16 protein-coding genes are annotated in these 17,070 nt (G+C 69.7%); 6 read left to right on the top strand and 10 right to left on the bottom strand.

Features of this window, described 5'->3' with window-relative positions:
- Positions 1-98 precede the first annotated feature (98 nt).
- Together ACIBK9_RS04735 and ACIBK9_RS04730 are read right to left on the bottom strand one after the other, a co-directional pair.
- Complete coding sequence (locus ACIBK9_RS04735) at positions 99-752, bottom strand: response regulator transcription factor (RefSeq protein WP_352362228.1); 654 nt, start codon at positions 750-752, stop codon at positions 99-101.
- Positions 752-2,170: a sensor histidine kinase gene (locus ACIBK9_RS04730; RefSeq protein ID WP_397155164.1), complete on the bottom strand. Its 1,419-nt coding sequence runs from the start codon at positions 2,168-2,170 to the stop codon at positions 752-754. The genes ACIBK9_RS04735 and ACIBK9_RS04730 overlap by 1 nt, the downstream gene beginning before the upstream one ends.
- Positions 2,171-2,279: 109 nt before the next feature.
- Between ACIBK9_RS04730 and ACIBK9_RS04725 the strand changes: the two genes are divergently transcribed.
- Both ACIBK9_RS04725 and ACIBK9_RS04720 read left to right on the top strand, forming a co-directional pair.
- Positions 2,280-3,185, top strand: a complete 906-nt coding sequence (locus ACIBK9_RS04725; protein ID WP_397155162.1) for an ABC transporter ATP-binding protein — start codon at positions 2,280-2,282, stop codon at positions 3,183-3,185.
- Positions 3,182-3,913, top strand: a complete 732-nt coding sequence (locus tag ACIBK9_RS04720) for an ABC transporter permease (RefSeq protein WP_397155160.1) — start codon at positions 3,182-3,184, stop codon at positions 3,911-3,913. The genes ACIBK9_RS04725 and ACIBK9_RS04720 overlap by 4 nt, the downstream gene beginning before the upstream one ends.
- A 5-nt stretch (positions 3,914-3,918) precedes the next feature.
- On the opposite strand, the gene ACIBK9_RS04715 is transcribed toward ACIBK9_RS04720, so the two are convergent.
- A complete protein-coding gene (locus ACIBK9_RS04715) occupies positions 3,919-4,830 on the bottom strand; it encodes an SMP-30/gluconolactonase/LRE family protein (RefSeq protein WP_397155158.1) in 912 nt (303 codons plus the stop codon).
- Between the two features lie 56 nt (positions 4,831-4,886).
- Here ACIBK9_RS04715 and ACIBK9_RS04710 point away from each other — a divergent pair, with 56 nt between their 5' ends.
- Positions 4,887-5,318, top strand: a complete 432-nt coding sequence (locus ACIBK9_RS04710; protein WP_352362236.1) for an Lrp/AsnC family transcriptional regulator — start codon at positions 4,887-4,889, stop codon at positions 5,316-5,318.
- A 9-nt stretch (positions 5,319-5,327) separates the two neighbouring features.
- A complete protein-coding gene (soxR, locus tag ACIBK9_RS04705) occupies positions 5,328-5,834 on the top strand; it encodes a redox-sensitive transcriptional activator SoxR (RefSeq protein ID WP_352362238.1) in 507 nt (168 codons plus the stop codon).
- Here the strand turns inward: soxR and ACIBK9_RS04700 are convergent.
- Both ACIBK9_RS04700 and ACIBK9_RS04695 read right to left on the bottom strand, forming a co-directional pair.
- A complete protein-coding gene (locus ACIBK9_RS04700; protein ID WP_387671756.1) occupies positions 5,800-6,255 on the bottom strand; it encodes a universal stress protein in 456 nt (151 codons plus the stop codon). The two genes, soxR and ACIBK9_RS04700, sit on opposite strands and share 35 nt — an antisense overlap.
- 105 nt (positions 6,256-6,360) lie before the next feature.
- On the bottom strand, positions 6,361-10,491 hold the full coding sequence (locus ACIBK9_RS04695) for a replicative DNA helicase (protein ID WP_397155155.1): 4,131 nt from the start codon (positions 10,489-10,491) through the stop codon (positions 6,361-6,363).
- Between the two features lie 284 nt (positions 10,492-10,775).
- Here ACIBK9_RS04695 and ACIBK9_RS04690 point away from each other — a divergent pair, with 284 nt between their 5' ends.
- On the top strand, positions 10,776-12,077 hold the full coding sequence (locus ACIBK9_RS04690) for an MATE family efflux transporter (RefSeq protein ID WP_397155153.1): 1,302 nt from the start codon (positions 10,776-10,778) through the stop codon (positions 12,075-12,077).
- 122 nt (positions 12,078-12,199) lie between these two features.
- Positions 12,200-13,669 (top strand): APC family permease, encoded by a 1,470-nt coding sequence (locus ACIBK9_RS04685; RefSeq protein WP_397155151.1) that lies wholly within the window; start codon positions 12,200-12,202, stop codon positions 13,667-13,669.
- On the opposite strand, the gene ACIBK9_RS04680 is transcribed toward ACIBK9_RS04685, so the two are convergent.
- From ACIBK9_RS04680 to rpsR, 5 genes are all read right to left on the bottom strand, one after another.
- The gene (locus ACIBK9_RS04680; RefSeq protein WP_397155149.1) at positions 13,666-14,409 is read right to left on the bottom strand and encodes an amino acid ABC transporter ATP-binding protein; all 744 of its coding nucleotides are present in this window, start codon (positions 14,407-14,409) and stop codon (positions 13,666-13,668) included. The two genes, ACIBK9_RS04685 and ACIBK9_RS04680, sit on opposite strands and share 4 nt — an antisense overlap.
- Positions 14,406-15,245: an amino acid ABC transporter permease gene (locus ACIBK9_RS04675; protein WP_397155147.1), complete on the bottom strand. Its 840-nt coding sequence runs from the start codon at positions 15,243-15,245 to the stop codon at positions 14,406-14,408. The genes ACIBK9_RS04680 and ACIBK9_RS04675 overlap by 4 nt, the downstream gene beginning before the upstream one ends.
- 17 nt (positions 15,246-15,262) lie before the next feature.
- A complete protein-coding gene (locus ACIBK9_RS04670; RefSeq protein WP_397155145.1) occupies positions 15,263-16,141 on the bottom strand; it encodes an ABC transporter substrate-binding protein in 879 nt (292 codons plus the stop codon).
- Positions 16,142-16,323: 182 nt separating this feature from the next.
- Positions 16,324-16,770 carry a 50S ribosomal protein L9 gene (gene rplI / locus ACIBK9_RS04665; protein ID WP_352322940.1) on the bottom strand — a complete coding sequence of 149 codons (447 nt, stop codon included), beginning with the start codon at positions 16,768-16,770 and terminating at the stop codon, positions 16,324-16,326.
- Positions 16,771-16,784: 14 nt separating this feature from the next.
- On the bottom strand, positions 16,785-17,021 hold the full coding sequence (rpsR, locus tag ACIBK9_RS04660; protein ID WP_020543048.1) for a 30S ribosomal protein S18: 237 nt from the start codon (positions 17,019-17,021) through the stop codon (positions 16,785-16,787).
- Between the last annotated feature and the right edge of the window lie 49 nt (positions 17,022-17,070).

Genomic DNA, 17,070 nt, shown 5'->3' with positions numbered 1-17,070 from the left:
GCCTCTATGAAAATAGCCGCTCCCACCGACAACTCCGGCTGTGTCCGGGCACGGTTGGGCGTCCTGTGCACGATGGGCCTGGTGGGACCGGAAGGGCGTCAGGCGCGGCTGTTCAGGTAGGCGAGCACGGCGAGGACGCGGCGGTTGTCGTCGTCGGAGGGGGCCAGGCCGAGCTTGGCGAAGATGCCGGCCGTGTGCTTGGCGACGGCGCTCTCGCTGAGGAAGAGCCGCTGGGAGATCGCGGCGTTGGAGCGGCCCTCCGCCATGGCCTCCAGCACCTCGCGCTCGCGGGGCGTGAGCGCGGCCAGCGGCTCGTTCCTGGCGTTGCTGGCCAGCAGCTTGGCGATCACCTCGGGGTCCATCGCGGTGCCGCCTTCGGCCACCCTGCGCACGGCGTCGACGAACTGCTCCGCGTTGAACACCCGGTCCTTCAGCAGGTAGCCGATGCCGCCCGAGCCGTCGGCCAGCAGCTCGCGGGCGTAGAGCTGCTCGACGTGCTGCGACAGCACCAGAACGGGCAGCCCTGGAATCTGCGCGCGGGCGGCCAGCGCGGCCTGCAGGCCCTCGTCGGTGAACGTGGGCGGCAGCCGTACGTCGACGACCGAGACGTCGGGACGCAGCTCCAGCAGGCCCTTCAGCAGCTCCGGCCCGCTCTCGACGGCGGCGACGACCGTGAAGCCGTGCGCCTGCAGCAGGTGGACCAGGCCGTCTCTGAGCAGGTAGAGGTCTTCGGCGACGAGCACCCGCTTCATCAGCAGGGCCCCAGGCCGCCGACGCGGCCGAGTACGAGGCTTCTGTTGTGGACGAGCCGGATGCGCATGGCCGCAATGTACATGAGCGTGCCGAGGGCGATGTTGGCCACGATCACCGGCCACTGCAGGGGCTCGGGCAGGTAGAGGGCCAGGAACCAGCTCCGCTCGTCGATGTGGAACGCCTTGAAGACGGCCGTGACGAGGCCCTGGGGGAAGAGCGGGCACCAGGCCGTGCCGTACAGGACGGCGATCGTGGCGGCCTTCTTGGGAGGCAGCTTCGCCTGGTCGGCCTGCTCGGGCAGGACGTGCGGGATGTCCAGGGTGACGGTGGTCGGGCCGCCCGGCGGGCTGTGCAGGGCCAGCACGCCGTCGAAGGCGGCCAGGCGGCGTTCGATGCCGGTCAGGCCGCTGCCCTTGGCCGGGTCGGCGCCGCCCATGCCGTCGTCGCTGACGGTGACGCGCAGGGCCGCGCCGTTGACGCTGATGTCGATGGCCACCGACTCGGCGCCGCTGTGCCGGGCCGCGTTGGCGAGCAGTTCGCTGATCGCGAAGTAGGCCGCCGCCTCCACCGGGGGTTCCAGGCGGTGGGGCAGCTCGACGTCCACCTTGACGCGCAGCGGGCTGTCCATGGCCAGGGCGCGTACGGCGTCGGCGAGGCCGCGTTCGGCCAGCACCGGCGGGTGGATGCCGCGGATGACGGTGCGCAGCTCGGTCAGGGTCTCGGCGGAGGCGTCCCTGGTCTTGGCCAGCAGGGCCTTGGCGGCGGCCGGGTTGTCGTCGATGAGCTGTTCCACCGCGCCCAGCGTCATGCCGATGGCCACCAGGCGGGCCTGGGTGCCGTCGTGCAGGTCGCGTTCGATCCTGCGCATCTCGGCGGCCTGGGAGTCGGCGGCGAGGTTGCGCACCTGCCGCAGATGGGTGATCTGGACGGCCAGGCGGCTGGCGGAGGTGGCGCCGAGCAGCAGGCGGACGGTGAGGGCGTACAGACGCAGGCCGCGCGCCGGGAGCAGGACGAACAGCGGCAGCAGGACGATCTTGACGATCGGGTCGAGCGTCAGCCAGAGCGTGTCGCGCCAGGTCGCCGGGTCGGTGAGCAGCCACTTGAACCGGTCGTTCCAGGCCGGCATGCGCGGCGACTTGTACAGCGTGCGGTCGACGCGGTAGAGGCCGTCGGCCATGGGGACCGGCGGCGGCGGCTCGGGCAGGTAGGGCGCCTCGATCTCGACGCCGGTCCAGGCGCGCAGCAGGCGCCGGTGCCGCTCGGCCGCCCGCCTCACCAGCCTGGCCTGCCACGGGAAGAAGAAGACCATCCCCAGCGCGAACGACAGCATGATCATGGCGCCGGCCAAGGGGATCAGCGCCACCTCGACCAGCAGCAGCGCGAACAAGACCGCGACCTGCCCGAACCGTTGAAGCATGCCCCCAGTCTGCGCCACCATCGCCGCCGGGGACATTGCACCTAGATACACCCTTGCTCGGCATCTACCGAGATTCCCCGGAAAACCCGCAGCTCCTAGCGTCGATGCCATGAAGGTGATCGAAGTGCGGAACCTGCGCAAGCAGTATCCGAACCACCTCGCGGTGGACGACGTGTCTTTCGAGGTCGCCGAGGGCGAGATCTTCGGCATCCTCGGCCCCAACGGCGCCGGCAAGACCACGACCGTGGAGTGCGTGGCGGGCATGCGCCCGGCGGACGGCGGCACCGTACGCGTGGCGGGCCTGGACCCGCGGCGCGACCGGGGCGAGCTGCGCCAGGTGCTCGGCATGCAGCTGCAGAGCGCCGCGCTGCCGGAGAAGATCAAGGTGTGGGAGGCCCTGGACCTGTACGCCTCCTTCTACCCCGACCCGGCCGACTGGCGGGAACTGCTCGAACACGTCGGTCTGGCGCACAAGCGGGACGCCGCCTTCAAGAGCCTCTCCGGCGGCCAGCGGCAGCGGCTGTCGGTCGCGCTGGCGCTGGTGGGCCGGCCGCGGGTGGCGGTCCTCGACGAGCTGACCACCGGCCTCGACCCGCAGGCCCGCAGGGACACCTGGGAGCTGATCGAGCAGGTGCGCGACTCGGGCGTGACGATCGTGCTGGTCACCCACTTCATGGAGGAGGCCGAGCGGCTCTGCGACCGGCTCGCGCTCATCGACGCGGGCAAGGTGGTGGCCACCGACACGCCCGCGGGGCTGATCGCCCAGGTGGGGGCCGAGCAGCACGTACGGTTCCGCCCCTCCGGCCCGCTGGACGACGCCGTGCTGCTGGCGCTGCCCGAGGTGCGCGAGGTCGTCCGGCACGGCGGGCAGGTCTCGGTGTCCGGCACCGGCAACCTCGCCCACGTGGTCACGCTGGCCCTGGCGCAGCACCAGATCATCCCGGCCGACCTGCGCATCGAGCAGGCGACCCTGGACGACGCGTTCCTCGCGCTCACCGGAAGGAAGTTGTCATGAGGAAGATCCTGCTCGTGGAGGCCAAGCTGCACCTGCGCGACTGGCCGTTCATGATCTTCACCATCGGGTTGCCGGTCGGCCTGCTGCTGGTGCTGGGGCTCAGCGTGCCGGACATGACCAAGCCCGACGCCTCCGGTCTGCGGTCGGTGGACGCGCAGATGCCGGCCCTGATGACCCTGCTCGCGCTGCTGACGCTGGCCCTCAGCGTGCTGCCCACCGTGCTGGCCGGCTACCGGGAGCAGGGCGTGCTCAGGCGCATGTCCACCACGCCGGTGCATCCAGGACGGCTGCTGACCGTCCAGCTCCTGGTCAACCTGACCGTCGGGGCCGTGTCCACGGTCGTCCTGATCGTGGCCGGGATGGCGGCGTTCGGCACGTCGGCGCCCAGGCAGTGGCTCGGGTTCGTGCTGGTCTTCCTGCTCGGCACCGCCGCGCTGATGGCCATCGGCCTGGTGATCGCGGCGCTGGCGCCCAACGGGAAGGCGGCCTCGGGGATCGGGTCGGCGGTGATGTTCCCGCTCATGTTCGTCGGCGGCATGTGGCTGCCGCGCGAGATGATGCCGGACGCCCTGCGCAAGGTCAGCGACTTCTCCGTGGCCGGGCCGTTCGCCCAGGCGCTCAAGGACACCTGGGCGGGACAGAGCCCCCAGCTCCTGCACCTGGTGGTGATGGCCGCGGGGCTGGCGGTGTTCGGGGGCCTGGCCGTGCGGCTGTTCCGGTGGGAGTAGGGACGTCAGCGGCGGGCCCAGACCGGGCGGGCGCCGGTGACGTTGGTCATCAGGGAGTAGAGCGAAGAGGAGGAGGCGATGAACAGCCGATTCCTCTTCAGCCCGCCGAACACCAGGTTCGCCGTGAACTCCGGCAGCCTGAGCCGGCCGATCAGGATGCCGTCGGGGTCGAAGCAGAGCAGCGCCTTGCCCGCCGCGGCCCAGACCCGGCCGGTGTCGTCGAGGCGCATGCCGTCGAAGTTGTCGGCCTGGGTGCCCTCCGCGAAGACCCGGCCGCCCGACAGCGTGCCGTCCTCGCGCACCTCGAAGACGCGCAGGTGCCTGGCCCTGGTGTCGGCGACGTACAGGAGCTTCTCGTCGAGGGAGAAGGCCAGGCCGTTGGGGCGGACGAAGTCGTCGGCCACCACGCGCACCTCGCCGGTCACCGGGTCGGCGCGGTAGACGTGGCAGCCGTCGATCTCCTGCTCGGCCACGACGCCCTCGTAGTTGCTGGTGATGCCGTACGGGGGGTCGGTGAACCAGACCGAGCCGTCGGAGCGCACGACCGCGTCGTTGGGGCTGTTGAGGCGCTTGCCCTGCCAGCGGTCGGCGATGACGGTGATCGAGCCGTCGGGCTCGGTGCGGGTGACGCGGCGGTTGCCCTGCTCGCACGAGATCAACCGGCCCTCGCGGTCGAGGGTGTTGCCGTTGGTGTAGCCGGACGGCTGCCGGAACGGACCGACGGCGCCGGTCATCTCGTCCCAGCGCAGCATGCGCTCGTTGGGGATGTCACTCCAGACCAGGAAGCGGCCGGCCGGGAAGTAGACGGGGCCCTCGGCCCAGCGGGTGCCGGTGTAAAGGCGTTCGATCCGGTCGTCGCCGCCGATCGTGGCGAAACGCTCGTCCAGAACCTCGAACTCGGTGGGGATCGTGTCCATGGCGGCCACCATACGGCATTCGACCATCAGCACATTTCACCAGATACCATTCGGTCATGGATGAGATTGACAGGACGCTGATCGGCCTTCTGCTGGAGGACGCCACGCAGTCGTACGCCGCGCTCGGCAAGGCGGTGGGGCTGTCCAGCGGGGCCGCGCACGAACGCGTACGCAAGCTGCGCGAGCGCGGCGTGATCAGGCGCACCACGATCGAGGTGGACCAGGACGCCCTCGGCCGCACGGTCACCGCCTACGTGCTGGTGGACGGCGCGAGCTGGATGGGCGACAGCGCCGGCCTGCTGGCGCGGATCCCCGCCGTCGAGGAGGCCCACGTCATCGCCGGGCCCGCGTCGCTGCTGCTCAAGGTGCGCACGTCCAGCACCAAGGAGCTCCAGGACGTCCTGCGCCAGATCTTCGAGGTGGACGGCGTGACCGGCACCCAGACCGTCGTCGTGCTGGAGACGTTCTTCGAACGAACCCTCAAGTAAGCTTCAGGAATGGTCGCCTGGAACAGCAGAGAACTGACGGTCGGACAACTCGCCGAGCGCAGCGGCGTGGCCGTCTCCGCGCTGCACTTCTACGAGACCAAGGGGCTCATCGCCAGCCGCCGCACGGCCGGCAACCAGCGCCGCTACCACCGCGACACGCTGCGCAGAGTCGCCTTCATCCGGCTCTCCCAACGCCTCGGCATCCCCCTCGCCACCATCAAGGACGCGCTCTCCGAGCTGCCCGACGGGCGCACCCCCAACCGGGAGGACTGGGCCAGGCTGTCGGCCGCCTGGCGCGGCGAGCTCGACGACCGCATCGAACAGCTTCAGCGGCTGCGCGACGACCTGACCGACTGCATCGGCTGCGGCTGCCTGTCGCTCGACCGGTGCCCGGTGGCCAACCCCCGCGACCGGCTCGGCGAGGAGGGACCGGGCGCCCGTCGCATGGACACCCGGCTGTCCCCGCCCAAGGTCTGCTGCGTCACGCCTTCGGCTGCGCAACCGGCGGAACGATGAGCGTCGGCCGGTGGGCGTGGTGCAGCACATGGTTGGACACGCTGCCGAGCAGCACCGACCTGACCCCCGCCAGGCCACGCGAACCGGTCACGATGAGCGAGGCGTCCAGCTCGTCGGCCACGTCGACGATCGTCTTCCAGATCGACTCGTTGTCGGCGACCGCGCGGTAGCTCACCTCGGGCAGCCCGGCGGCGGTGGCCAGCTCGGCGCCTTCCTTGGCGTAGTACTCGGCCTGGGCCTGCCCCTCGGTCTCGGTCTCGGGGGAGATCGCCCCCGCCGCCAGCGGGTGCTTCCTGAGCTGCACGAGCAGCGGCTCCCACACGGTGACGACGACGGTCGGCTGGGCGGCCAGGTGCTTGGCGGCGAACTCGATGGCGCTGCGCGAGTCGGCCGAGCCGTCGTAGGCGATCAGGATGGTCATGGCGTTCTCCCCTTTGCTTCAGTCATCGGGTAAAGCGCCCCGATGATCGATCGCCATCCCTTCCGCGCTGTCTGGTTTGTCACACCTTGACCGGGCTTTCACGTCTTAGTGCTGGGCCATGTCCACGAAACGGCTGTAGTGACCCTGGAAGGCCACGGTCACCGTGGCGGTGGGGCCGTTACGGTGCTTGGCCACGATCAGGTCGGCCTCACCGGCCCGGGGGGACTCCCGCTCATAGGCGTCCTCGCGGTGCAACAGGATGACCATGTCGGCGTCCTGTTCGATGCTGTTGTGCACCGCGATGCCGTTGGCGACGAAGTTGTGGGTGCCGAGGACCGTGGCGTCGAACACCGGCTGATCGCCCAGGCTCTCGATCGATGCGACCTCGTCCCAGAACACGTCGTTCGTCGCCAGCATCTCCATGTCGGCGTCGTCGAGGATCGAAGCCACCTTGCCCAGACGTTCCCGGCTCGGCGCGTGCTTCCACAACGTGCTGCCGCAGAACTGGGTGCCGAGCCGGGCGGAGAACTCCCGGTGAGTCATGCCGCGCTCCGACAGCACGCCGCGCACGCGGTCCCAGATCTCGCGGGGAACCGTGTCCAGATTGGTGTTGCCCTTGATCTCCCGCAGCCGGCCCGCGGACGCATCCGCCTGCGCCGACCGCTCGCCGTGCACGCCCACCTCGTCCAGGAACCGCAGCTGGTTCTCGGCACCGTAGACGACCAACTGGTATCCGGGCCTGTGGCCGTCCTTTGGCACCTCCTTCACGCGGGTCATCACGTTGAACCGGAGGAGCAGCCGAGCCACGTCGTCGACCAGCCTGCGGCTCGTCGAGGCGTAGTAGATCCTCGACTGACCGCTCTTCGCGTCCCACCACACACAGCCATCGGTGGCCCACAGGTGCCGCAGGAACAGCGCGATCTGCTTCTTGGACAGGGAGAAGACTCCATCAGGGACGAACTTCTCATGGCTCCGCAACCCGAAGAGCCCCAAGCCGTCCAGCCAGGCGGCGACGGGGTTGCGCCTGCCGTGAGTCAGCCGGTGGGGAGCCGGCAACCTCAAGGTGGTGACCCGTGCGGCAACGTACTCATCGCGGACGGCACTGATCCCGAAGTGCTCGGCCGCCCGCGTCACCGCTGTCAGGCAGGCCTCGTCCGTGCTCGCGTAGCGGATCGGCTGACGCTTGACGAAGGAGCCGTCGCCGATCATGTGCGCGAGCAGCACGATCTCCGCCTCCGGCCACTCCTGGAGGCCCTGCGGGGCCGGAACGTGGCGTGGGACCGCCAGCCGGGACCCGGTGGTCAGCTCACCCAGCGGCCGCCAGCCGTCGTAGGTCAGGAAGGGGTGGTTCGCGGTGGCCTCGATCTCACGTCCGGAGCGCAGACGCAGGCGGAAGACCTCCTTGACCCCGCTCGGGAAGGCGTGTGTCATCGTGCGCGGCACGAGCCGCAGCCGTTCGTCGAGCGACCACACCGGGATGTCGCGCGCGCCGCTCTCCAGCAGTTCGCCGATCGACACCTCGGCGCCGGTGTCGGCGCGCATGACGCGGGTGGCGGCGGTCAGGCAGCCCGACTCGCGAAGGTCGCTGACCGCCGGGCGCTTGTCCGTGCGCTGCTCAGGGCCTCGGTTGAGCTGGGAGATCGCGATGACCGGCACCTCCAGCTCCTTGGCCAGCAGCTTGATCGCACGGGAGATCTCCGAGACCTCGTTCTGGCGGCTCTCGGTCTTCTTCGGCGAGCTCATGAGCTGGAGGTAGTCGATGACCACGAACCGCAGGTCGTTGCGCTGTTTGAGGCGCCGGCACTTGGCCCGGATCTCCATCATCGACATGTTGGGCGAGTCGTCGATGAACAGCGGCGCCTCGGCCACCTCGCTCATCCTGCGCGCGAGGCGGGTCCAGTCGTCGTCGCCCATCATGCCCGAGCGCATCGCGTGCAGGGCGACCCTGGCCTCGGCGGACAGCAGACGCATGGTGATCTCGTTACGGGACATCTCCAGCGAGAAGATGACGGTGGTCATCCCATGCTTGATCGCCGCAGAACGTGCGAAGTCGAGGCCCAACGTGCTGTTGTGGGTGGGAATGCAGGCCCGGCCGGCCAGGTACATGTGATCCGCGTTGTCGACCTCGACGCAGCGCACCGGACGGCTCTCGATCTTCCGCACATCGACGATGTAGCGGACCAGAGTCTTGGGATGGGTGGCGTCGACCTGCCTGGCCGCCTTCCTCGGCAGCCGGAAGAGCTTGTCGGAGGTCGTGAAATTGATCATGTAGCAGGTCGAGCTCTCCTCGGACCTGCCTCTGACCGGCTTGGTACGCATGGTCGCCTTGTAGCCGAGGCTCAGCACCAGCTCGTGCACGTCGGCGGCGAGACTCTTGCTGGTGACGGCGAACTGGATCTGCCCCGCGGCGCTGACGTAACCGTCGGAGTCGAGCAGTCCGGCCAGCAGGGCTCGTCGCTGCCCCTCGGAGGCCCGCAGGTAGCTCGCGGGGATGCGCTTGTCGCCGAGAACGCCCAGAGTACGAAGGATGCCCTGGACGGTGCCGTGTTCGAGATGGCAGGCCTGACACCGCCGCAGCCCGCTTGAGCGGCCGCCGCAGTCGGGACACGTGGGCGCGGCAACCGGCTCGGAGAGCGAACGGGCCCTCGCTCCGCAGTTCCTTCCACAAGTGCGGACCTGCGAGGTCTTGGGCACGAACCCGGCGCCGCACACCACGCATGTCCGCCGGGACGGCGGCGGCTCCGGAAGGGTCAGCTGGTAGGAGATCGAGGAGCCCACGCGGGTGACCCGGACGCCCTCGGCTTCGATGTTCTCGATGATCTCCGGGTCGATGGTCGAGAACCGCGCGGCCGCGCTGTGGCCGTCGCCCAGCCACACGCCGAGCACGTACGGGGACAGCGGAAGCTCGCGCTCCTCCAGCGCGAACGGCGCGGCCACCGCCACCGCGTGGTTGGGCCGCCGGTCGGCGGTCGCGCAGCGGAGGGTGGCGGCGATCTCCTCCGTCGTCACGACGTGCTGGTGCTCCGCGGTGGTGGCGGCGTTCTTCGGCGTGGTGATCCGCGTGTGCAGAGCGCTGTGGAGCTCGCCCGCCCGGTAGGCGGGGGCATGCCAGGAGTAGCTCCTGATCGGGCCGCCCACGGCGGTGAGAACCTTCTCCATGGGGCCCACCTGACGCTGGACGGTGTGGAGGACGTTGCGGAACTCCTCCCCCACGGTCTCAAGGGCCTCGCGATGCGTCACCAGCCTGTCCGGATGTGCGGACGCCGCGTCGCGGGCCTCTTCGACCCGCCGGACCGCCTCCGCCGTCCAGTGGAAGGACGGCAGCGTGCCGGCCGCCTTCCTGGCCGCGCGCGTGGACGTACGCCACTGGTGCTGGGCGTCCGCGACGATCACCGTGCCGTCGCTGAACTCCACCTCGTAACACGGCCTGTCGTGCATCACGTCGGTCGCCGCGACCACCCTGGTCGGCCTGCCGTCGGCTCCGATCAGCTCATCGCCGACCTCGACCTCGCCCATCGTCGTCCAGCCGGTCGGCGTGGGCAGCGGGGTGTCCAGGGCCAGCGCCTTGCCGATGGCCGGGCGGGCGGCCACGACGATCATCTGGCCTGGGTGGAGGCCGTTGGTGAGCTGGTCGAGGTCCTGGAAGCCGGTCGGGACGCCGACCATCTGGCCGCCGCGGCTGCCGATGGCCTCCAGCTCGTCGAGGGCGCCCGGCATGATGTCGGCCAGCGGCGCGTAGTCCTCCGACGTGCGGCGCTCGGTGACCTTGTAGATCTCCGCCTGGGCGCGGTCGACGAGGTCGTCGACCTCCTCGTTCTGGCCGCCGTAGCCGAAGGAGACGATGCGGGTGCCGGCCTCGATGAGGCGGCGCAGGATCGCCTGCTCGCGCACGATCTTGGCGTAGTAGCCGGCGTTGGCGGCCGTGGGGACGACCGCCGTGAGCGTGTGCAGGTAGGCGGCGCCGCCCACCCGGGCCATCTCGCCGCGTTTCTGCAGCTCGTCGAAGACGGTGACGGCGTCGGCGGGCTCGCCGCGGCCGTAGAGGTCGGTGATGACGTCGTAGACCATCTGGTGGGCGGGCCGGTAGAAGTCGTCGGACCGCAGGATCTCGACGACGTCGGCGATGGCGTCCTTCGACAGCAGCATGCCGCCGAGCACCGACTGCTCGGCCTCGATGTTGTGCGGCGGGGTGCGCTCGAAACCGGGGCCTCCGCCGCCCTCTTCGTCAATGCTCACCGCGCCCCCTCGAACAACCTCGCAGGCGGTCGCACCACCCCCACTTGTAGCCGACCGGTGTGACAGTTTCGCTCGTTCGGCGCGTGAGGGCAACGCGGCCTGTGGACAACCCTGTGGGTGAGCTGTGCACTATCGCGCCCAGGGTGTGAAAGCTCTGTGGACGAGCCTGGGGATAACTCTTTCGGATATGCACCGATCATCGTCTGACCTGGGCAAACAGTGTCCACCGACTGTGGAGGAAAGAAAGTTGGCCCGACACGCCGTGTAATGGCCATAATAGACAAATGCCCATTACACCCCGAGACCGGGAGATTCTGCGGCTCGCGCTGCCCGCGTTCGGCGCGCTGGTCGCCGAGCCGCTCTTCCTGCTCGCCGACTACGCCATCGTCGGCCACGGCCTCGGCACCACGGCGGTGGGCGCGCTGGGCGTGGCGGGGGCCGTCCTGGCGACGCTGGTGAACCTCTGCGTCTTCCTGGCGTACGGCACGACGGCGTCCGTGGCGCGGCAGAGCGGCGCCGGCAACCACGGGCGGGCCATGCGCAACGGCGTGGACGGCATCTGGCTCGCCCTGGCCATCGGCGTCGCGCTCATCGCCCTGGGCTGGCCGCTCGCGCCGGCCATGGTGGACCTGTTCGGCGCCGGTCCCGACCAGGCCGCGCTGGCCGTGACGTACCTGCGGATCAGCCTGCTCGGCGCGCCCGGCATGCTGGTCGTGCTGGCCGGCACCGGGGTGCTGCGCGGCCTTCAGGACACCGTCACGCCGCTGGTGGTGGCCGTGGGCTCGTTCGCGCTGAACGCGGCGCTGAACGCCTGGTTCGTGCTCGGGCTGGATTGGGGCATCGCCGGGTCCGCCTGGGGCACCACGCTGGCCCAGACGCTGGGCGCGGCCGTCTACCTGGTCGTGGTGGTCCGGGGCGCGCGACGGCTCGGCACGCCGCTCATGCCCGACCTGGCGGGCGTCCGGCAGGCCGGTACGGCCGGTTTCGCCCTGCTCATCCGTACGGTGTGCCTGCGGATCGTGCTCATCGTGGGCACGGTGGTCGCCACCAGGATGGGCCAGGCCGAACTGGCCGCGTACGCCATCGCCGGCCAGGTGTGGAACCTGATGGCCTTCGCCCTGGACGCGATCGCGATCGCCGGCCAGGCCATCACCGGACGCTCGCTGGGCGCCGGTGACACGGTCGCCACCAGGGCCGCGACCAGGCGGATGATGCAGTGGGGCCTGTGGTCGGGCCTGGCGCTCGGCGTGGTGGTCGTGGCGGCCAGGCCGCTGCTGCCCGGCCTGTTCGGCGCCGACCCGGCCGTGACCGGCGAGCTGCTGGCCGTGTTGTGGCCGGTCGCGCTGTTCCAGCCGATCTGCGGGGTGGTGTTCGTGCTCGACGGCGTGCTCATCGGCGCGGGCGACCAGCGCTACCTGGCCTGGGCCGGGGTGTGGACGACGCTGGCGTACCTGCCGGCGGCGTTCCTGGCCGCCAGGTTCGGCGTGGTCGCGCTCTGGTGCGCGCTCGGGGTGTGGATGATCGCCCGGTTGATCACCCTCGGGCGGCGCGCGGCCGGCACGGCCTGGCTGGTGACCGGCGCGTAGCCGATCCGACCAGCCGCATTACCGCTTCGGACGTTTGGACGCCGGGTCACCGTAATCGTCCTGTGCTTGCCGTTGTCCAAGTGGTGAGACAGAGTGGGCGAGTTCCCTGAGCGGGGTGTTCCGTGTCCACGATTCTTCGACGACTGCCACCGTCAGAGGCGACCGGGTTACGCACCGGCGCCCGGCACAGCCTGTCCGAGGTCTACCGCCCGGCCGACCTCGTCGTTCTCGGTCTCGGTGTGATCATCGGCGCCGGCATCTTCAGCATCGCCGGCGAGCAGGCCCACACCATGGCCGGTCCCGGCGTGATCCTCTCGTTCATGATCGCCGGTATCGCGTGCCTGCTCGCCTGCCTGTGCTACGCCGAGCTGTCGTCCACGATGCCGACGTCGGGCAGCGCCTACACCTTCACGTACGTCATCTTCGGCGAGGTCTGGGCCTGGATCATCGGCTGGGCGCTGATCCTGGAGCTGCAGTTCGCCGCCGCGGTGGTGGCCAGGGCGTGGGCGTCCATCGCGGTCAAGGCGGTCGCCGACTTCGGCGTACGAGTGCCGCAAGGCGTGGACGACGTGCTCGTCCTGGTCATCCTGGTGCTGCTGACGGGCATCGTGGCCCTCGGCGCGCGGGTGGGGCTCCGGGCGCTGTGGATCATGGTGTCGGCCAAGCTGCTGGCCATCGGCGCGGTCATCGTCGTGGGCCTGACCCACATCGACGTGGCCAACTACGGCGACTTCTACGTCGAGCCCAGGGCCCTGCCCGTCCGCCCGCAGACCGTGATCGAGCTCTTCGCCGGGCACGGCATGGCCTTCGGCTGGTTCGGGGTCTTCGCCGCGGCCTCGGCGATCGCGTTCGCCTACATCGGCTTCGACATCGTCGCGACCTCGGCCGAGGAGAGCGTCAACGCGCCGAAGTCCGTGCCCAAGGGCATGATCCGCAGCCTGGTGATCGCCACGGTCATCTATCTGGCGGTCGCGCTGGTCATGGTGGGCATGGTGTCGTACACGAAGATCAGCGGGGACGCGCCGCTGTCCAGCGCGTTCCGGGCCGTGGGCGTGGACTGGATGGTGCACGTCATCGACGCGGGGGCGGTGCTCGGGCTGACCACCGTGATCCTGGTGCTGATCGTGGGTCAGACCCGGGTGCTGTTCTCGATGGCCCGCGACGGGCTGATCCCGCGCGGCCTGGCCACGGTCAGCCGCAGGTACCACACGCCGTCGCGGGTGACGCTGGTGATCGGGTTCATCGCGATCGTGCTGGCCGAGTTCGTCCCGGTGCTCACCATGCAGGAACTGGTCGTCATCGGGACGTTGTTCGCGTTCCTGTTCGTGGCGGCGGGCGTGATCGTGATGCGGCGGCGCATGCCGCACCTGGAACGCGGCTTCCGCGTGCCGCTCTCGCCGCTGCTGCCCGCGCTCTCGCTGGTCGCCACGCTGTGGCTGATGCTCAACCTGCGCCTGCTCACCTGGGCGTGGTTCGTCCTGTGGATGGCCTTCGGCCTGCTGGTCTACCTGCTGTACGGCCGCCGCAACAGCCTGCTGGCCGCCCCGCGGGAGGCCCCGGCCGAACCCGGCCGGGGCCGCCACCGCCGCTAGAGGCGTCCGGATTCGAGCACGCTGCGCAGGAACTCCCTGGTCCGCGGCTGCTCCGGCGCGGCGAAGATCTTCTCCGGCGGACCCTTCTCCACCAGCACCCCGCCGTCGAGGAAGCACACGGTGTCGGAGATGTCGCGGCAGAAGCTCATCTCGTGGGTCGTGAGGATCATCGTCATCCCCGCCTCCTTGAGCTCCCTGACGATCCCCAGCACCTCCACCACCAGCTGGGGGTCGAGCGCCGAGGTGACCTCGTCGAGCAGCATCAGCCTGGGCTGCATGGCCAGCGCCCGGATGACCGCCACCCGCTGCTGCTGCCCGCCCGACAGCTGGTCGGGGTACGCGCCGGCCTTGGCCGCCAGCCCGAACCTGGCCAGCAGCTCGTGCGCCTGCTCCTCGGCCTGTTCCTTGGACGTCCTGAGCACCCGCCGGGGCGCGAGCGTGATGTTGTCGAGCACGCTCATGTGCGGGAACAGGTTGAACGCCTGGAAGACGATGCCGAGCCGCTTGCGCACGTCGTCGACGTCCACGCGGGGGTCGGTGATCTCCTGGCCGTCGAGGTGGATGGCGCCGTCGTCCACGGTCTCCAGCAGGTTCACGCAGCGCAGGAGGGTGGACTTGCCCGACCCGGACGCGCCGATCAGGCTGACGACCTCGTGCGGCTGCACCTCCAGGTCGATCCCGCGCAGCACGCTGTGGCCGTGGAAGTTCTTCCACACCCCTTCGATGGTCAGCAGGCTCATGCGCCCCGCCTCCTGCGCGTACGGGCGGCCAGATGGTCGGTGAACCTGGCCATCGGGATCGTGAGCAGGATGAACACCAGCGAGGCGACCAGGTAGGGGGTGTAGTTGAACTTGCTGGTGGCGATGATCTGGGCCTGCCTGAGCGCCTCCAGCGGCCCGATGGTGGCCACCAGCGCGGTGTCCTTCTGCAGCGAGACGAAGTCGTTGAGCAGCGGCGGCACTACCCGGCGGGTGGCCTGCGGAAGCACCACGAAGCGCATGGCCTTGAAGTGGCTCAGGCCCAGCGAGCGGGCGGCGGCGATCTGGCTCGGATGCACCGACTCGATGCCGGAGCGGAACACCTCGGCCACGTACGCGCCGTACGACAGCGTCAGCGCGATCACGCCCAGCGTCGCCAGATCGGTCGGGATGCCCTGCAACCGCAGCGCGGGCAGCCCGAACCCGACGAGGTAGATGACCAGGATCGTCGGCACGCCGCGGAAGACGTCGGTGTAGAGCGTGGCCAGGGCCCTGATCGGGAAGAACGCGGGCGCGGTGATGCCCCTGGCCAGCGCCACCAGCAGCCCGATGATCAGGATCAGCGGCTCGGCGATCAGGAACATCTTGACGTTGAGCAGGAACCCTTCCAGCACCTTGGGCAGCGCGGCGACGAACCACTCGGGAGAGAAGAACGCCTCCTGGACCCGGGGCCAGCCGGGCGAGTTCGTGACCAGGACGACGACCAGGACGATGAACACGATCGTCGAGGCCGTCGCGATCGAGGCCGAGCGGCGCGCCCGCGACCTGCGGACGCGCTCGCGCTCAAGCTGACGTTGCGAGGGGACGTGCTCGCTCACGGGCTTACTGGTCGGGCTCACGACAGTTCGGGCGCGCCCGCCGCCGAGCCCAGCCACTCCTGCTCGATCTTCGCCAGCTCACCCTTCGACTTCAACGAGTCGACGGCCTTGTCGACGCAGGGCTTGAGCGCGCTGCCCTTCTCCATGACCAGCCCGAACTCCTCCGGCGTGCCGCCGGTCGAGCTGAACTGGCCGACGATCTTGGAGTTCTCCACCTGGGCGGCCGTCACGTAGAACGCGGTGGGCACGTCGACGACGATCGCGTCCACCTGCTTGTTCTTCAGCGCGTTCACGGCGTCGACCTGGTCGTTGTAGACGTTGGGCTCGGCGGACGGCTTGATCACGTCCTTGACGCCGGCCAGCGACGTGGTGCCCACCTGGACGCCGAACTTGGCGTCCTTGAGCTCGGCCACGCTCTTGGCCTCGGCGAACTTGCTGCCCTTGATCGCCACGACGGCCTGCTTGACCGTGTAGTAGCCCTTGCTGAAGTCGACCGCCTTGGCACGGTCGGGGTTGATCGAGACCTGGTTGACGTCGAAGTCGAACTGCTTGGCGCCGGGCGCGAACGCGGAGTCGAACTTGACCGTGCTCCACTCCACCTCGGTCCGGTCGAAGCCGAGCTCACCGGCCACCGCGAACGCCACCGCGCTCTCGAACCCCTGGCCGTTGCTGGGGTCGTCGTCCTTGAACCACGGCTCGTAGGCCGGCTTGTCGGTGCCGACGGTCAGCTTGCCGCCGTTGACGAGCTTGAGCTGGTCCTTGGCGCAGGCGTCGGCCGCCGCGGAGCCGGTCGGGGCGGAACCGGTCGCCGTGGCGGCCGGTTGGTCGGCAGGGGCACATGCGACGGCCCCTACCGCGAGCACACCGATCGCAAGCAGCATCGTGGAACGGGCCATGGCAGAGCCTCCAGGGGGAAACACACACAAAGAACGCAGGCATTCTACGCGGCCCCGATAGGAATTAAGTGCGCAGGTCACCAGGGCAGCCGGTCCCGCAGGGGAACGCGCCACCGTGGCAGCCGGCCCCCGGAACGCGAAAAAGCCCCCCTCCTGACGGAGAGGGGCTTGATCAGCAGTCGTCAGCCGGCCACGACGTCGACGTCGACGGACGCCGACACCTCGGGGTGGAGCTTGACGGTGATCTTGTGCGACCCGACGCTCTTGATCGGGTTGCGGATCTCGATGCGACGGCGGTCGAGGATCGGGCCACCGGCCGCCTTGACGGCGTCGGCGATGTCGCCCGTGGTGATCGAGCCGAACAGCCGGCCCGACTCGCCCGCGCGAGTGGACAGCCGCACGCGCAGGGCGCCGAGCTGGCCAGCGACCTCCTTGGCGGTGCCGAGGTCGCGGATCTCGCGAGCGTCGCGAGCCTTCTTGATGGTCTCGATCTGGCGCTCGGCGCCACGCGTCCAGCGCATGGCGTAGCCGCGCGGGATGAGGTAGTTACGGCCGTAGCCGTCCTTGACCTCGACGACGTCGCCAGGGGCGCCGAGGCCGGAGACCTCGTTGGTGAGGATGAGCTTCATGTCGACAGACCTCCTTAGCGCGCGGTGCTCGTGTAAGGCAGCAGAGCCACCTCACGGGCGTTCTTGATCGCGGTCGCCACGTCGCGCTGGTGCTGGGTGCAGTTGCCCGTCACCCGGCGCGCACGGATCTTGCCGCGGTCGGAGATGAACTTCCGCAGCAGCGCCGTGTCCTTGTAGTCGACGTATGAGATCTTGTCGTGGCAGAACAGGCAAACCTTCTTCTTGGGCTTGCGCAGTGCCGGCTTAGCCATCGTGGTGCTCCTCTCAGAGCCCCGCCTTTCGGGCGGGAATGGACTCGGG

It is taken from the genome of Nonomuraea sp. NPDC050227 (genome assembly GCF_044459705.1).
Taxonomy (GTDB): Bacteria; Actinomycetota; Actinomycetes; order Streptosporangiales; family Streptosporangiaceae; genus Nonomuraea.
This window is presented reverse-complemented; position numbering and strand designations above follow the sequence as displayed.

Excerpts from the sequence above, each read along its gene's own strand:
- ACIBK9_RS04715 (WP_397155158.1), bottom strand. The coding sequence starts at position 4,830 with ATGGACACGATCCCCACCGAGTTCGAGGTTCTGGACGAGCGTTTCGCC.
- ACIBK9_RS04690 (WP_397155153.1), top strand. The coding sequence starts at position 10,776 with ATGCCCATTACACCCCGAGACCGGGAGATTCTGCGGCTCGCGCTGCCC.
- ACIBK9_RS04720 (WP_397155160.1), top strand. The coding sequence starts at position 3,182 with ATGAGGAAGATCCTGCTCGTGGAGGCCAAGCTGCACCTGCGCGACTGG.
- ACIBK9_RS04725 (WP_397155162.1), top strand. The coding sequence starts at position 2,280 with ATGAAGGTGATCGAAGTGCGGAACCTGCGCAAGCAGTATCCGAACCAC.
- soxR (WP_352362238.1), top strand. The coding sequence starts at position 5,328 with ATGGTCGCCTGGAACAGCAGAGAACTGACGGTCGGACAACTCGCCGAG.
- ACIBK9_RS04670 (WP_397155145.1), bottom strand. The coding sequence starts at position 16,141 with ATGGCCCGTTCCACGATGCTGCTTGCGATCGGTGTGCTCGCGGTAGGG.
- ACIBK9_RS04680 (WP_397155149.1), bottom strand. The coding sequence starts at position 14,409 with ATGAGCCTGCTGACCATCGAAGGGGTGTGGAAGAACTTCCACGGCCAC.
- rplI (WP_352322940.1), bottom strand. The coding sequence starts at position 16,770 with ATGAAGCTCATCCTCACCAACGAGGTCTCCGGCCTCGGCGCCCCTGGC.
- ACIBK9_RS04700 (WP_387671756.1), bottom strand. The coding sequence starts at position 6,255 with ATGACCATCCTGATCGCCTACGACGGCTCGGCCGACTCGCGCAGCGCC.
- ACIBK9_RS04710 (WP_352362236.1), top strand. The coding sequence starts at position 4,887 with ATGGATGAGATTGACAGGACGCTGATCGGCCTTCTGCTGGAGGACGCC.
- rpsR (WP_020543048.1), bottom strand. The coding sequence starts at position 17,021 with ATGGCTAAGCCGGCACTGCGCAAGCCCAAGAAGAAGGTTTGCCTGTTC.
- ACIBK9_RS04730 (WP_397155164.1), bottom strand. The coding sequence starts at position 2,170 with ATGCTTCAACGGTTCGGGCAGGTCGCGGTCTTGTTCGCGCTGCTGCTG.
- ACIBK9_RS04735 (WP_352362228.1), bottom strand. The coding sequence starts at position 752 with ATGAAGCGGGTGCTCGTCGCCGAAGACCTCTACCTGCTCAGAGACGGC.